Annotated in this window: 15 protein-coding genes; 8 read left to right on the forward strand and 7 right to left on the reverse strand. The window is 73.4% G+C overall.

Annotated features, from left to right (window positions below):
• Nucleotides 1–116: 116 nt before the first annotated feature.
• Nucleotides 117–1106, reverse strand: coding sequence for a hypothetical protein (locus tag ACFV0O_RS18505; RefSeq protein WP_380342721.1), 990 nt, complete (start codon nucleotides 1104–1106; stop codon nucleotides 117–119).
• A gap of 201 nt (nucleotides 1107–1307) precedes the next feature.
• Complete coding sequence (locus ACFV0O_RS18510) at nucleotides 1308–1829, reverse strand: SigE family RNA polymerase sigma factor (protein WP_360268082.1); 522 nt, start codon at nucleotides 1827–1829, stop codon at nucleotides 1308–1310.
• Nucleotides 1830–2053: 224 nt separating this feature from the next.
• Between ACFV0O_RS18510 and ACFV0O_RS18515 the strand changes: the two genes are divergently transcribed.
• Together ACFV0O_RS18515 and ACFV0O_RS18520 are read left to right on the forward strand one after the other, a co-directional pair.
• Nucleotides 2054–2890 (forward strand): hemerythrin domain-containing protein, encoded by an 837-nt coding sequence (locus tag ACFV0O_RS18515; RefSeq protein WP_380342724.1) that lies wholly within the window; start codon nucleotides 2054–2056, stop codon nucleotides 2888–2890.
• A gap of 225 nt (nucleotides 2891–3115) precedes the next feature.
• Nucleotides 3116–3517 (forward strand): hypothetical protein, encoded by a 402-nt coding sequence (locus ACFV0O_RS18520; RefSeq protein WP_380342727.1) that lies wholly within the window; start codon nucleotides 3116–3118, stop codon nucleotides 3515–3517.
• A gap of 55 nt (nucleotides 3518–3572) precedes the next feature.
• Here ACFV0O_RS18520 and ACFV0O_RS18525 read toward each other — a convergent pair whose 3' ends face one another.
• Nucleotides 3573–4166 (reverse strand): DUF6891 domain-containing protein, encoded by a 594-nt coding sequence (locus ACFV0O_RS18525; RefSeq protein ID WP_380342729.1) that lies wholly within the window; start codon nucleotides 4164–4166, stop codon nucleotides 3573–3575.
• 95 nt (nucleotides 4167–4261) lie between these two features.
• Here ACFV0O_RS18525 and ACFV0O_RS18530 point away from each other — a divergent pair, with 95 nt between their 5' ends.
• The gene (locus ACFV0O_RS18530) at nucleotides 4262–5224 is read left to right on the forward strand and encodes a DUF1152 domain-containing protein (RefSeq protein WP_380342731.1); all 963 of its coding nucleotides are present in this window, start codon (nucleotides 4262–4264) and stop codon (nucleotides 5222–5224) included.
• Nucleotides 5225–5288: 64 nt separating this feature from the next.
• On the opposite strand, the gene ACFV0O_RS18535 is transcribed toward ACFV0O_RS18530, so the two are convergent.
• Together ACFV0O_RS18535 and ACFV0O_RS18540 are read right to left on the reverse strand one after the other, a co-directional pair.
• On the reverse strand, nucleotides 5289–5834 hold the full coding sequence (locus tag ACFV0O_RS18535) for a DUF1707 and FHA domain-containing protein (protein ID WP_360268095.1): 546 nt from the start codon (nucleotides 5832–5834) through the stop codon (nucleotides 5289–5291).
• A 136-nt stretch (nucleotides 5835–5970) separates the two neighbouring features.
• Entirely contained in the window at nucleotides 5971–6531 is a 561-nt protein-coding gene (locus ACFV0O_RS18540; protein WP_380342734.1) for a DUF1697 domain-containing protein, read from the reverse strand.
• Nucleotides 6532–6675: 144 nt separating this feature from the next.
• Here ACFV0O_RS18540 and ACFV0O_RS18545 point away from each other — a divergent pair, with 144 nt between their 5' ends.
• On the forward strand, nucleotides 6676–7146 hold the full coding sequence (locus ACFV0O_RS18545) for a pyridoxamine 5'-phosphate oxidase family protein (protein WP_360268101.1): 471 nt from the start codon (nucleotides 6676–6678) through the stop codon (nucleotides 7144–7146).
• A gap of 35 nt (nucleotides 7147–7181) precedes the next feature.
• Here the strand turns inward: ACFV0O_RS18545 and ACFV0O_RS18550 are convergent, their stop codons facing one another.
• Nucleotides 7182–7538: an arsenate reductase family protein gene (locus ACFV0O_RS18550; RefSeq protein ID WP_380342736.1), complete on the reverse strand. Its 357-nt coding sequence runs from the start codon at nucleotides 7536–7538 to the stop codon at nucleotides 7182–7184.
• A gap of 251 nt (nucleotides 7539–7789) precedes the next feature.
• Here ACFV0O_RS18550 and ACFV0O_RS18555 point away from each other — a divergent pair, with 251 nt between their 5' ends.
• Complete coding sequence (locus tag ACFV0O_RS18555) at nucleotides 7790–9007, forward strand: cytochrome P450 (protein WP_380342739.1); 1218 nt, start codon at nucleotides 7790–7792, stop codon at nucleotides 9005–9007.
• Nucleotides 9008–9170: 163 nt separating this feature from the next.
• A complete protein-coding gene (locus ACFV0O_RS18560) occupies nucleotides 9171–10268 on the forward strand; it encodes a PP2C family protein-serine/threonine phosphatase (protein WP_380342742.1) in 1098 nt (365 codons plus the stop codon).
• Nucleotides 10269–10622: 354 nt separating this feature from the next.
• Here ACFV0O_RS18560 and ACFV0O_RS18565 read toward each other — a convergent pair whose 3' ends face one another.
• The gene (locus ACFV0O_RS18565) at nucleotides 10623–11762 is read right to left on the reverse strand and encodes a PucR family transcriptional regulator (RefSeq protein WP_380342745.1); all 1140 of its coding nucleotides are present in this window, start codon (nucleotides 11760–11762) and stop codon (nucleotides 10623–10625) included.
• Between the two features lie 87 nt (nucleotides 11763–11849).
• On the opposite strand from ACFV0O_RS18565, the gene ACFV0O_RS18570 reads away from it, so the two are divergent.
• Nucleotides 11850–12905, forward strand: coding sequence for a ferredoxin reductase (locus ACFV0O_RS18570; protein WP_380342748.1), 1056 nt, complete (start codon nucleotides 11850–11852; stop codon nucleotides 12903–12905).
• Nucleotides 12906–12912: 7 nt separating this feature from the next.
• On the forward strand, nucleotides 12913–14031 hold the full coding sequence (locus ACFV0O_RS18575; RefSeq protein WP_380342750.1) for a fatty acid desaturase family protein: 1119 nt from the start codon (nucleotides 12913–12915) through the stop codon (nucleotides 14029–14031).
• The last annotated feature ends 68 nt before the right edge of the window (nucleotides 14032–14099 follow it).

The following is a 14099-nucleotide window of genomic DNA, read 5'->3' on the forward strand; positions in this document are numbered from 1 at the left end:
GCGTGCGGCCGCCGCCCGCGGGTGGGCGGCGCGGGGCGGCGCGCGGGGCGGCGGGGCGCCCCCGGCCGGGACCCGGGCCCCGCCGGGGGAGCGACCCCGGGCCCGCCCGCGGGCGGTCAGGGGAGCGCGGGCGGACGGGGCGAGGTGGACGGGCCGGGGGTTCCGGCCGAGGGGCGGGTCCTGGGTGGCGCGGTGACCGGGTCCCCCCAGCCGTCCTGGACCGCCTTCCGGAACCCCGACTGCCCGGCCAGGATCAGCAGCTGCGGCAGCGCCACCGTCGGATCGTCGGGCTGCGGGTACGGCCGGGCCTCGGCCCGGACGAACAGCAGGGTGTAGGCCAGTTCGTCCGGGGTGACGAGCCGGAGCGCGGCCTCCCGGCCGCGCGGGGTGACCGAGACCGGGTGCATCGCCCAGACCATCGAGCCGTCCGGCAGCTTCATGCCCACGCAGTCCTCGCCCTCCGGGCTCTTCGGGCCCGAGCTGCCCGGCATGGGCGTTCCGCACGGTGAGGTGGCGCCGCCGAGCGCCCCGGAGGGCCCGTCCAGGCGCCTGGTCACCGCGACCGTGCCGCCGTCCTTCCTGGTCAGCAGGAAGTTCTCCGAGCTGACGCCCCTGGAGGCCTTCCCGATCTCCTCGGGCGGGTGGGCGCGCAGCAGGGCGAACAGGGCCGGGCTGCCCTCCGTGGCCACGCCGACGGTCGTCGTCCCGTCCGTCCCGTCCGTCCCGTCCTCCGTCCAGTCGTCCGTCCCCCCGGCCGTGCCGCCGGCCATCGGGGACGGCGTGACCGACGGCGTCGGCGACGCCGACGCGGACGGACTCGGCGCGACGGACGGCGCGACGGGCGCGCTCGCCGCCGGGAGGAGCACCCGGCCGTCGTGCTCCGCCGGGGACCGCCCGCGGACCGCCCAGCCCGCCGTGGCCAGCAGGCCCACCGCCGCCGCGGTCGCGACCGTCGCCAGCAGCCGGCGCCGGCGGCGCAGCCGGTTGCCGGAGCGGCGGACCTCCGGCAGCAGCTCCGGGGGAGCGGCCGGCTCCGGCTGGTCCAGGACCGCGCGGAACAGCGCGCCCATGTCGTCGGCGTCGAACGCCGGATCGTCCCCGTTCAATCCCGATTCCCTCTCGTCTCTCGCTCGTCGCTCGCTCGTCCCGGGCGACCCGTTGCGCCCCTGCGCCCGGCTCCGGCGGTCGCGGGCCCGGTCCCGTCGGCCGGCGGGTGTGGCCGGCCGGTTCGTGCGTACCGTCCCCTCGTGCGTACCGTCCCCTCGTGCGTCCCGCCCCCTCGTGCGTCCGGCCCCGCCCGGCCGGGCTCAGCCCGCCGCGATCTCCAACAGTGAATCGCCGAGGATCACGCGCAACTGGGCCAGTCCCCGGCTGGTGTTGGACTTCACGGTGCCGGTGCTCTGCCGCAGGGCCGCCGCCGTCGCCTCGACCGACTGGTCCTCCCAGAACCGCAGCACCAGCGCCGCCCGGTAGGCAGGGGTGACCTTGGCGAGCGCGGCCAGCAGGGCCAGCCGGCGTTCCGGGTCGGCCGGGGCCGCGGCCCGCGGCCCGGTCGCCGGCGGCTCCGGCAGGTCCGGCGAGGGCAGTTCGTGCGAGCGGCGCAGGCGCCGGGTGTCGATGTAGGTGCGGACCAGCGTGGTCCGGGCGTACCCGGCCGCGGACTCCGGGTCGCGCAGGCGGCCCCAGCGCGAGTACAGCTTCACCAGCGTGGTCTGCGCGAGGTCCTCGGCGAGGTGCCAGTCGCCGCAGAGCAGGTAGCCGGTGCGGCGCAGCGCGGCGTACCGCCCCGCGACGAACTCGTCGAACGACTGCTCCTGCTCCGGTGACATGCGGCCTCGCTGTTCCCCTGGACTCCCGGGCGCGCCCGGTGCGCGGGCCCTCGCCCGGTAGCACGGGACGGGCGCCGCAGAGCGTTGCGTCCGCTCCGATAAACGTCCTGACCTGCGCGTCAATCGGACATTGATTCGCTTCTGATCGACTGCGGGCACCTTGGCTGGGGTGGTCCTCACCGGCCGCCACCACCCGTCCTGCCCCAAGCCGTGAAGAGAGTCCCATGCCGATCCACCTGCTGCCCCAGCCCGCCCCCGCCGTGCCCGCGCAGGGACAGCCCGGCGTCGCCCCCCGTGGTGCGGACGCGTGCGGGCGCACCACGGACGACGACCCGGCCACCGTGCGGTTCGCCGGGCTGCGGCTCGTGCACGCCGCGCTGCGCCGGGACCTCGCCCGGCTGCCCAACGCGCTGCGGCTGCTCCAGCCCGACGAGGAGGACAAGGGGGAGGCGCTGCTGCGGCACTGGACCTTCATGACCGCGATGCTGACCTGCCACCACGAGCAGCAGGACACCCGGATCTGGCCGATCGTGCGCCGCTTCGCGCCCGAACTGCGGCTGCTGCTCAACTGGCTGGAGGCCGACCACCACAACCTCGACCACTCGTTCACCCGGGTCACCACGCTGGTCCGGATCGCCAGCCGGGACACCGGCAGCGCCTGGCCGGTCGCGTACGCGATGGAGGACCTGGCGGCCCGGCTGGAGACCCACCTGCGCATCGAGGAGCGCCAGTTGCTGCCCCGGATGGAGCGGGTGGTGGCCGACGGCTCCCGGCTCGGCGGCCTGGGCGAGCTGCTGGACCTGCTGCGGGTGGCGGACGGGCCCGGCACGGCGGACGCGCTGGCCTGGCTGCTGGACGGCGTCGATCCCGCTGCGGTGGAGCGGCTGCTGGCCGAGTGCGACGACGACGTGGCCCGTAACTGGCCGCACTGGCAGGCGACCTACCAGCGTTGCACCGCGCCGCTGTGGGGACCGGGTGGCGGCGCTGAGGACGGCCCGGGGGAGGGCCTCGGGGGCGGCGCCGGCAGTGGCTTCGGCGGCCTGGGGAGCGTCGCCGACTGACCGCCGGCGTTTTCGCGGGCCTTCGATCTACGCGCGTGGCATGAGCCTCCGGCATATGCTGCAGCCCGTCGGACAGCCGGTCCGCCGGACAACTCCCGATGACCCCTAGGGGATTCGACCCACCGCTCTCGGGGTTCGATCGCCCGGCCGATCCGGGCTGCACCAGGGCAGGCCTCCCGCCGACGACCGATGGCTGGGCGTGTCCGGTCCACTACCGTCGAGGACATGACCACAGCGAGCAGCACTGCCAAGGCCCACCGCACCAGCCTCCGGACCCGCTTCCGGTTCGGCTCGGCGATCCTCGCCGCGGGCGCCGTCCTGACGCTCGGCGCCGGACTGGCCGCCTGTGAGGGCGGCGTGGCGCTCTGCCTCGACGACCACAAGTGCACCGTCGGCATCAAGACCGACGGCGCGGACGCCTCCAAGACCGTCAAGGTCTTCGGCGGCGACAACCCGATGAAGATGACGATCGCTCACATCACCGACAGCTCGGCCGAGGTGACCATCGGCGACACCAAGAAGACCGTCGACAAGGACTCCGAGACCGCCGTCGGCAACGTCAAGGTCACCATCCGCAAGGCGGACAAGAGCGACCACTTCGCCGAGGTGCACGTCGAGCGCGACTGACCGCTCCCCGGCGCCCACCCGCCGCCCTCGACCCTCCCCGGCGCCCCCCGACCGCCTACTCCGGAAGGCGGTTGAGCCACTCCAGCGGAGCGACCCGGATCGCCGTGTGCGGCGATCCGTCCCACTCCACCGGGAGGCCGGCCGCCTCCAGCGCGCCGACCACGACCCGTCCGATCCCCGCCGTCCGGCGCTCCGAGACCTCGGCCGGCTCCCCGTCGGAACGGAACACGCCGTAGCGCAGCATCAGACCCTGTCCGGCGGCCGCCGACTCGGTGTCCTGCTGGTGGAAGAAGACGAACCCGGAGGAGTCCTCCTCGGCCTCGCCACCGATCTCCGCGTAACCGCAGCCCGCGCAGCAGGTGAAGTCCATGGCCGCGACGACGCCCTGGTCCTCCAGCGCGTCGAAGGCGTCGGCCAGACGGTCCACGTCCGTGACCCGCGGCCACGTCGCCTGCTCGGCCAGCCGCGCGCTCCACAGCGGGGCGACGATCCGCTCCGCCTCCTCCGGGGTGAGCCCCTGGTCGTCGAGGACCTCGATCAGGGACTCGGCTATCTCGTCCGGCTCCTGGAAGCCGCACCGGATCAACTCGGCGGCCCGCTCCCGGGCTTCGCGCAGTACGTCGGGGGTGAGAGCCGTCTCCTGGGTCATGTCCGCATCCTCGCACCCGCCACCGACAGTCGGCCGGGAGGGTTGGGCCCGGCCCGACCGGGGCCGTCCGGGCCGCGCGGTGCTACCGTCCGCCGGTGACCTCACTGCTGCAACCCCCGCTGATCACCCGGCTGCTGGCCGCCGAGAGCATCCTGATCGCCGGCGCCGGCGGCGGATTCGACGTGTACGCCGGGTTGCCGATCGCCCTCGCCCTGCGGGCCGCGGGCAAGCAGGTGCACCTGGCCAACTTCTCCTTCACCCACCTCTACGGCCTGCCGTTGGAGGTATGGGCGGACCCCGACGTGGCCATGGTCCGGCCGGACACCCCAGGCCCCGAGGGCTACTTCCCGGAGCGCACGCTGGCCCGCTGGCTGCACCGGCACCGGATGCCCGACACCGTGTGGGCCTTCCCGTCGGTGGGCGTGCAGCCGCTGCGCGACGCCTACCGCTCACTCGTCGCCCGGCTGGGCGTCGACGCCGTCCTGCTGGTGGACGGCGGCACCGACATCCTGATGCGCGGCGACGAAGCCGGACTCGGCACCCCCGAGGAGGACATGGCCAGCCTGGCAGCGGTGGCCGGGCTCACCGAGGTGCCCGAGCGGCTGGTCGCCTGCCTGGGCTTCGGCATCGACGCCTTCCACGGCGTCAACCACGCGCTGGTGCTGGAGAACCTCGCCGCGCTGGACCGGGCCGGCGGTTACCTCGGTGCCTTCTCCGTCCCGCGTGACAGTCGGGAGGGGGCGCTCTACCTGGACGCCGTCGAGCACGCCCGGGCCGCCTTCCCCGAGCACCCCAGCATCGTCAACGGCTCGGTGGCGGCGGCCCTGCGCGGCGAGTTCGGTGACGTCCGGTTCACCGAGCGGACCAAGGGCAGCGACCTGTTCGTCAACCCGCTGATGGCGGTCTACTTCGGCGTCACCGTCGAGGCGCTGGCCGCCGAGCACCTCTACCTGGACCGGCTGGAGCGGACCGTGGTGACCCGCCAGATCGCCACCGCCATCGCGGAGTTCCAGGACGAACTCCCCCGGCAGCGGCCGCCCCGGCAGTTCCCGCACTGACCGCAGCGGCCAACGCGGCAGTTCCCGCACTCACCGCACCGGCCGACCCGGGCGGCGCGGCGCCTCAGAGCGCGGCGAGCCGGAACTCCAGGTTCCCGAAGCGCACCTGGTCGCCCGGGCCGACCCGGACGCCGCCCGCGATCCGGCGTCCGTTGACGTGCGTGCCGTTGGTCGAGCCGAGGTCGTACAGCACCCAGCAGCCGTCCTCGTGCCGGAGTTCGGCGTGGTTCCGGGAGACCGAGGCGTCGTGCAGTCGCAGCCCCGAGCCGGGGATCCGGCCGATCGTCAGCAGTGCGGCGCCGGCCTGCGGCAGGCTCAGCCCGGGCAGCCGCTCGGTGCGCCAGGCCCGGTTCAGCCGGTCTCCGAAGCCGGAGACCCGGCCGACCGTGCGCAGCACGAACCGTTCGACCGGCCCACCGGTCGGCAGACCGGCCACCGCCGCGTCCAACTCGCCGCGGCTGGTGGCCTGCAGGACGATGTCCATCCGGCCGAGGAAGGTGTCGTGCGAGAGCCGCCCGCTGCCCGCGCCGTCCTTCAGCACCCCGAGCGCCTGGTCCCGTTCGGCGTCGGAGGGCCGGTGCCGGCCGGTGGGGAACTCAGGAGGCGTCATGGCCGAATTGTCGGCTCGGCCGACTCGGGCTGTCCAGATCACGCCGTCCGCGGGCGCGTGGTTCGTACGTCACGGCAGTCCAGACGCCGCCCCCGGCCACGCGGTTCCGCGTCGTTCGGGCAGGCCGTACGGGTCGTCAGGCCTTGCGGGCGGCGGCCAGGATCTTCTCGGTGGTGTGCAGGAACCGGGAGGTGACCGAGCCCCGGTACTCCTTGCCGAACATGTCCTTGGTGACCCACTTGCCGTCCTGCAGGTGGATCACCACGTAGGCGGCCCCCGGATCGGCGCCGAGCACCTCGACGTCGCCCTTCGGCGAGCGGTGCGGGAGGGCGAGTCCGGCGGGCAGCGGCTCGGAGAGGAAGGCGACCACCAGCCGGACGTCCGGTGTCACCTCGACGCCCCGGAAGGGCTCGGCGACGAGCAGGTCGGCGACCTCGTCCACCGTCCGCAGCATCACCGGCACGGGGTACCCGAGCGCCTGCTCCAGGTGTTCCTCGATCCGCCCGGTCAGCGCGGCGCGCTCGGCCGGGCCGGCCGGCCCGTCGGTGGTGAAGAAGACGTTGCCGCTCTGGATGTACGAGCGGACGCCCGCCAGCCCCAGTTCGGCGAAGAGCGCCCGCAACCGCTCCATCTTCACCGTCCGGCCGCCGACGTTGATGGCCCGCAGGAACGCGATGTACGTGGTCGTGGTGGTCACCCCGCCAGTGTGGCACCGGCCTGTGACAGCGGCCTGTGACAACGCCCTGTGACAGCGGGTCTGCGGGACGGCACCGGCCCGCGGTGCCGCCCGGCCGGCGCCGCGCGGACGGCGGTTGTCGGTGCCCGGTGCCAGACTGGCGCCATGGCTACCTGGCAGGATTTCGAGCAGCAGGCTCCCGATCTGGCGCCCCTGGTGCGGGCCCGCTTCGAGGCCAACAAGCACCACGTCCTGGCGTCGCTGCGCAAGGACGGTTCGCCCCGGGTCAGCGGGACGGAGGTCGAGTTCGTCGGCGCCGACCTGTGGATCGGGTCGATGTACGGCGCGGTCAAGGCGCGCGACCTCCAGCGCGACGCCCGCTTCGCCCTGCACGCGCACCCGGGGGACGAGACCATGGCCGGCGGGGACTCCAAGGTCTCCGGCCGGGCGGTCGAGATCACCGACGAGGCCGAACTCGCCGCGTTCGCCGCCGATCTGCCCCAGCCGCCGCCCACCCCGTTCCACGCCTTCCGGCTGGAGCTCGACCAGGTGGTGCACACCGCGGTCGAGGGCGAGCACCTGCTGGTCCACAACTGGCACCCGGGCCGCCCGGTGGAGACGGTCCGGCTGCACTGACCGGCCGGACGGCCCGACCGGTCAGCGGGCGGGGCTCACGGCAGGACGGACTTGAGGGCGTCGGGGGTGCGGGCCACGACGGCGTGCCCGTCGTCCGCGGTGATGATCGGGCGCTGGATCAGGATGGGGTGCTCGGCCATCGCCGCGATCCAGCGGGCCCGCTCACCCGCCTCCCGGGGCCAGTCCTTCATCCCCAGGTCCTTCGCGACCTGTTCGTCGGTGCGGGTGATGTCCCACGGCTCCAGGCCGAGGCGCTCCAGCACCTGCTCCAGCTCGGCCGCGGTCGGCGGGTCCTCCAGGTAGCGCCGCACGGTGTACTCGACCCCGGCGGCGGTCAGCTCGCCGAGCGCGCTCCGGCACTTGCCGCAGCGCGGGTTGATCCAGATCTCCATGCGGGCCAGCCTACCGAGCCGGCCCCGGGCCCCGCCCCGCCGTGAACCGGCGCCGACCCGCCCGACCCGCCTGAACCGCCCGACCCGCCTGAACCGCCCGGCCCGCCCCGGCGGCGAACCGCCGGGGCACGCACCCGCCGCGCACCCGCCGGGCACCGGACCGTCCCGGACGGGAACTCCGGCCCGGCCGCCGGTGGTTCACGAACCAGGACGGGGCGGGCGATCCCGTGATCTCGGGAGGGGAGAACCGCGTGGACGGTGCGACGATCATCGAGCTGCTGACGGAGACCGGGGTCAAGGCCGATCCGTACCCGCTGTACGCGAAGGCACGGGAGCTGGGCCCGGTGGCCCCGGCCGGGGACGGGGTGTTCGTGGTCAGCGGCTACGCGGCCGTCAACAGGGTGCTGCGCACGCCCGCCTTCGGCGTCGCCACCGCCGACATGATGGCGGGCCTGGCCCCGGAGTTCCTCGCGCACTCCTCGCTCGCCCTCTTCGGCCGCTCGATCCTCCAGCGCAACGCCCCCGACCAGCCCCGGGTCCGCTCGCTGATCGCCTCGGTGTTCACCGCCCGCAGGGTCGCCGCGCTGCGCCCGGCCGTGGAGGCGGCGGTGGCCCGGCTGCTGGAGGGGATGGCCGAGCAGGGCGCCGACGGCTCGCCGGTGGACTTCATGGACGCGTTCGCCTACCGGCTGCCGGTCGGGGTGATCTGCGAGCTGCTCGGTGTCCCCGATCGGGACCGTCACCTGTTCCGCGGCCTGGCCTCCGACCTGACCGCCGTCCTGGAGATCAGCGAGAACCTCGGTGAACTGACCGCGGCCGACCGGGCGGCGGACGAGCTGTCCCGGTACTTCACGGAACTGGCCGCCGAGCGGTTGGCCCGCCCGCAGGACGACCTGGTCAGCGACCTCGCCCGGATCGCCGCCGACGACAGCGGGCGGCTCTCCGCCGAGGAACTGCTGGCCAACCTGGTGCTGCTGCTGGTGGCCGGCTTCGAGACCACCACCAACCTGCTCGGCAACGGCCTCGCCCTGCTGTTCCGCCACCCCGGGGCGGCCGCCGGGCTGCGCAACGGCGCGGTCGCCCCGGCCGGCTTCGCCGACGAGGTGTTGCGCTTCGACTCCCCGGTGCAGGCCACCGGGCGGGTCGCACTGGCCGAGGGCCTGGCCGTGGACGGGCTGCCCGTTCCGCTCGGCAGCGAGGTGACCCTGCTGATCGGCGCGGCCAACCGCGACCCGGCCCGGTACGAGCGCCCCGACGAGTTCGACCCGACCCGCACCGACAGCCAGCCGCTCAGCTTCGGCGGCGGCCAGCACTTCTGCCTGGGCTCCCAGCTGGCCCGGCTGGAGGCGGAGGTCGCCGTGCCCGCACTGCTGGACCGCTTCCCGCGGCTCGCCCCCGGCGGTGTCGCCACCCGGCGGGACCGCCTGGTCCTGCGCGGGTACGAGACCCTGCCGGTGACCGTGCGCTGACCGCGTCCCGACCGCCGGCCACGCCCGGGGCCCGGACGGGCCGGCCCGGAGAACGGGACGTTCGGCCGTTCGTGACTGGGCCGTTCGTGGGAGAGCATGGAGGGACGAAACCGGCCATTCCGGACTCATCGTCCGGAGCGGCCACCGGCCAGGAGGTCCCGCCGTGCCCACAGCACCCCGCCCGTCGCGCCCCGCCGCGCTGGAGCCCCGGGTGCCGCGCTGGGTCCCGTGGCTGCCGGTCGTCCTGCTGGTGCTGGACCTGGTCGCGGAGGCGGTCGTCCCGGACGCCGTCGCCGCCGGCTTCCTGCTCACCGCGCTGCCCGTGGTGGCCGCGTTCAGCTACGGCCCGGTGCTGACCGCCACCGCCACCGTCGGCTCCCTGGTACTCCAGCTGGTCCTGGCCCTGCGTGCGGGCCACATCAACGAGCAGCACCACGTCTGGGTCTACATCGCCACCCTGCTCTCCGGCGTGATGGGCACCGCCCTGTCGTGGCAGCGCACCCGGCAGAACCGCAACCTGCTGCAGGCCCGCACCGTCGCCGAGACCCTGCAGCGGACCGTGCTGCGGCCGGTGCCCGAGCGGGCCGGCGGACTGCGGGTGGCCGGCCTCTACCGCTCGGCCCAGGCCGAGGTGCTGGTCGGCGGCGACCTGTACGAGGTGTGCGACACCCGCTTCGGCGTGCGGGTCCTGCTGGGCGACGTCCGGGGCAAGGGCCTCGGCGCGGTCCGTACGGTCGCCGACGTCCTCGGTGCGTTCCGGGCGGCCGCGTACGACACCCCGGGGCTGGTCGACCTCGCCGACCAGCTGGACCGCGCGGTCCTGCGCGACGCCGCAGACCGGGGCGACGACGAACTGTTCGCCACGGCCGTGCTGCTGCAGTACCGGCCGGGCTCCGACTGCGTGGAGATCGTCAACCGCGGCCACACCACCCCGCTGTTGCTGACCGGCGGCGCGATAGCCCCGGTGTCCTGCGCGGACGAGCTCCCGCTGGGCCTCGGCCACCTCGGGCCCGTCGAGGAGTGCGGCAAGCCGACCGCCGTCGCCCTGCCCCCGGGCCACACCGTGCTGCTCTACACCGACGGCGTCAGCGAGGCCCGGGACGCCACCGGGGCCTTCTACCCGCTGGCCCCGCGGCTCGCGGCCCTCGGCACCACCGCGCCGGACCGGCTGGTCTCCTTCCTGGCCGAGGACGTCCACCGGTACGCCGGCCTGCTCGCCGACGACCTCGCCGTCCTCGCCCTCACCCCGGACGTCCCGTAGCCCCGGACGTCCCGGAGCCCCGACGTTCATGGCCCGGCCGGTGTCCTCACCCGGCCCGCCTGCCCGGCTCGCCAGGCCCGCCCGGGCCCCGAACATCCGAAGCCCCCGCCCCGGTGAACGGTCCACCGGGGCGGGGGCTTCGGAACGCCGTACGGCCTACAGGTCGTCGTCATACTCGAACATGTCTCTGACCTGCGGAGACAGGGACCTTGTGGAGGATCGTTCCACAGCCGGTGCACACGCAGCGGTTTCGACGGACGAGACGAGTGGTGAAGCGCTGAGCATGATGTCCGGTCCGGTCCGGTCCGGTCCGGACGCGGACGCGGACGCGGTCGCGGACGGTCGACGTACGCGTCAGCTGCCCCGAAGACCCACCGCCAGGGTCAGTTCAAGGACCCGGTCCGGCGAGGCGAGATCCGGAAACAGCTCCCGCAGCTGCGCCATCCGGTACCGGACTGTCTGCGGATGGACGAACAATGCCGCCGCCACCTCGTCCCGCCTGCCCTGGTGCAGCAGCCACGCCCGCAACGTCTCCTCCAGCCTCCGTGCGGTCGCGACGGGCACGGTCCGCAACGGTGCGAGGGCTCGGGCGCGCAGGTCTGCGAACGCGTCCACGTCGGCGCTCAGCACCAGCTCGGGCAGGTGCTCCTCGGTATCGCGAATGTCGGAGGAGAGGGAGCGCGCACGTACGGCTCGTGCGTACGAGGCGGACGCACGGGTCCACGGCCGTGCCGGGCCGACCACGGCGGTGCGGTCGGTCAGCTGCCGCAAGAGGTGTGACCGGTCGGCGTCCGGGACGAGCAGTGCACCGGTGGCGTCCGGCAGATCGTCGAGGACGAGAGTGCCCGGGTCGAGCAGGCGGTAGGCAGGCCGGGCCAGGGCTGCGGGCAGCAGGACTGCGGTCAGCGAAACCGGGGGCTGCCACCCGGCCCGTTGAGCGGAGACCAGCAGCACGTCCGGGCTCGCGCCGACGAGGAGGTCGCGGGCCAGGTGTTCCAGGTGGCGCTCGTGGGCCCTGCCCCGGGCGGCCAGTTCGTCGGCGTGGCCCGCGGCGCTCGCGGCGGAGAGCTCGTCGATGTAGGCGAAGGTCAGCTCGGCGAACTTGGCGACTTCGGCGGCGGGCAGACCTGCGGGTACGGCACCCGCCGCGAGGCATCGCCAGGCCACGCGGGCGCCGACGCGGTAGGCGCTGAGCAGGGCGTCCATCGAACGGCCGTCGCGCACCTCGCCGCGGCCCAGCTCGTAGGCTGCGTCACCGGCGTCGCCACCCGTGGCGTTCCCGCTCGCGAGGTCCAGGTAGTGCCCCAGGGCGGTGCGGACGGCTCGGCGGATGGTGCCGCCCATGCGGCCCGAAAGGGCGTTCGCATAGGGAGGGACCTCGTCGATGATTGCCTGGACGACCTCGTCGGCGGTGGCCGTCAGCGCGGCCCGAAGCGCGGTGACCGTCGTCTCGTCCAGTACCAGCTCGCTGGCCCTCCGGATTGCATGGCTCACGTTCTTGTTCCCTGCGAACAATTCAGCCGACCAGATTTACGTCCTACGGTCAGGACTTTACGCCCTGAGGCGCAGCAAGCTGGAGTCATGACGAGTGCAGCCCTCCGCAGCAGGGCGTGGAAACTGCTGGAGATGGTCACGACGCCGCTGCTGCCGTCGGACTACCTCGACCTGATCAGCCCGCTGCGTGCGGGCGCCGACCTGCGTGGCCGCATCGAGGCCGTGCACCCGGAGACGGCTGATGCCGCGACCGTCGTGATCAGGCCGGGACGGGGCTGGCGCGGCCACACGGCCGGTCAGTACGTACGGATCGGGGTCGAGGTCGACGGGAGGCGCCTGTGGCGTGCCTACTCCATCACGTCACCGACGAACCGCCGGGACGGCCGCATCACGATCACCGTGAAGGCGATCCCGGACGGCAAGGTCAGCAACCACCTGGTCCACAGGGCGACACCGGGCACGCTGATCCAGCTCGACCAGCCGACCGGTGACTTCGTGCTGCCGCATGCCAAGCCCGCCAAGGTGCTCTACCTGACGGCGGGCAGTGGCATCACGCCCGTGATGGGCATGCTGCGCGGCACCGAGTTCGACGACGTCGTCATGATCCACTGCGCGCCACAGCCGCAAGACGTGATCTTCCGCAATGAACTGCACGACCTGGTCGCGGACAGGAAGCTGCGCCTCACCGAGGTGCACACCGACACGGGCGGCAGGCTCGACATCGCCCGTCTCGACGAACTCGTGCCCGACTGGGCCGAGCGCGAGACTTGGGCCTGCGGGCCCGCGGGCCTGCTCGACGCCGCAGAGGAGCACTGGACCGAGCACGGCGTCCGAGAGCGCCTGCACACCGAACGGTTCCGCCCCCGCATCGTCATCGCCGGCGACGGCGGCGAGGTCACGTTCAGTGCCACCGGCAGGACCGTCGACGCGGACGGCGCCACGCCGTTGCTGGACATCGGCGAGGAAGCCGACGTGCTGATGCCCTCCGGGTGCCGCATGGGCATCTGCTTCGGCTGCGTCACGCCGCTCAAGGCGGGCGCCGTCCGCGACCTGCGCACCGGCGAGATCACCGAGGCCGAGCCGGGCGTCCTCATCCAGACCTGCGTGTCCGCCGCGGCGGGCCCCTGCGACATCGAACGGTAGAGGCACTTTGACCGCCATCGACCCCACCGCCCACCTGACCGCGGAGCAGATCGAGGAGCTCGGCCGCGAGCTGGACGTGATCCGCGACGAGGTGATCGCCGACCGTGGCGAGAAAGACGCCGCCTACATCCGCAAGGTCATCTCGGCGCAGCGCAAGCTCGAACTGGCCAGCAGGGGCGTGCTGCTGTTCTCGATCTTCCCGCCCGCGTGGCTGCTCGGCACTGCCGGCCTGTCCGTGGCGAAGATCATGGACAACATGGAGATCGGCCACAACGTCCTGCACGGCCAGTGGGACTGGATGCGGGACCCGAAGATCCACTCCACCACCTGGGAGTGGGACCACGTCTCGCCGGCCGAGCAGTGGAAGCACTCGCACAACGAGCTGCACCACACGTACACCAACGTGATCGGCAAGGACAACGACCTCGGCTACGGAATCATGCGCGTCGACGAGGACCAGAAGTGGCACCCGTTCCACCTCGGCCAGCCGTTGTGGAACTTCGTCAACGCCTGCTTCTTCGAGTACGGCATCGCCGCGTACGACCTCGAACTCGGCAAGAACCTGCACAAGCGCCGCCGCAGGAACCCGGAGTTCCGCGCGCGGGCCAAGGCCGTGGGCCGCAAGATCCGCAAGCAGGTGCTCAAGGACTACGTGATCCACCCGCTGCTGTCGGGCCCGTCGTTCCTCACCACGCTCGCCGCCACGTTCACCGCGAACGTGGTCCGCAACGTCTGGTCCCACTCGGTGATCATGTGCGGGCACTTCCCGGAGGGCGTACGCGTCTTCGAGCGCCAGTCGGTCAAGGGCGAGACGCGCGGCCAGTGGTACCTGCGCCAGATGATGGGCTCGGCGAACATCAGCGGCAGCAGGGCGATGCACTTCATGACGGGCAACCTGTCCCACCAGATCGAGCACCACCTGTTCCCGGACCTGCCGAGCAACCGGTACGCCGAAGTCGCGGTGAAGGTGCGCGCGCTGTTCGAGAAGTACGAGTTGGAGTACGTCACCGGGCCGCTGCCCAAGCAGGTGTTCTCCGCGTGGCACAAGGTCGTCCGGCTCTCGCTCCCGAACAAGAAGCCCAAGGTCAAGACACCGGCCCGCGAGAAGGCGCTCGTCGCGGGCTGATTCCCGGTGTCGGTTCAGAGCTTGCGGCCGTACCCGGCGGCACCGCCGGGTACGGCCGCATTGGGGCC

Source organism: Kitasatospora sp. NPDC059577 (assembly GCF_042735475.1).
Classification (GTDB): Bacteria; Actinomycetota; Actinomycetes; order Streptomycetales; family Streptomycetaceae; genus Kitasatospora.

Excerpts from the sequence above, each read along its gene's own strand:
- ACFV0O_RS18550 (WP_380342736.1), bottom strand. The coding sequence starts at position 7,538 with ATGGAGATCTGGATCAACCCGCGCTGCGGCAAGTGCCGGAGCGCGCTC.
- ACFV0O_RS18510 (WP_360268082.1), bottom strand. The coding sequence starts at position 1,829 with ATGTCACCGGAGCAGGAGCAGTCGTTCGACGAGTTCGTCGCGGGGCGG.
- ACFV0O_RS18520 (WP_380342727.1), top strand. The coding sequence starts at position 3,116 with ATGACCACAGCGAGCAGCACTGCCAAGGCCCACCGCACCAGCCTCCGG.
- ACFV0O_RS18570 (WP_380342748.1), top strand. The coding sequence starts at position 11,850 with ATGACGAGTGCAGCCCTCCGCAGCAGGGCGTGGAAACTGCTGGAGATG.
- ACFV0O_RS18545 (WP_360268101.1), top strand. The coding sequence starts at position 6,676 with ATGGCTACCTGGCAGGATTTCGAGCAGCAGGCTCCCGATCTGGCGCCC.
- ACFV0O_RS18535 (WP_360268095.1), bottom strand. The coding sequence starts at position 5,834 with ATGACGCCTCCTGAGTTCCCCACCGGCCGGCACCGGCCCTCCGACGCC.
- ACFV0O_RS18525 (WP_380342729.1), bottom strand. The coding sequence starts at position 4,166 with ATGACCCAGGAGACGGCTCTCACCCCCGACGTACTGCGCGAAGCCCGG.
- ACFV0O_RS18515 (WP_380342724.1), top strand. The coding sequence starts at position 2,054 with ATGCCGATCCACCTGCTGCCCCAGCCCGCCCCCGCCGTGCCCGCGCAG.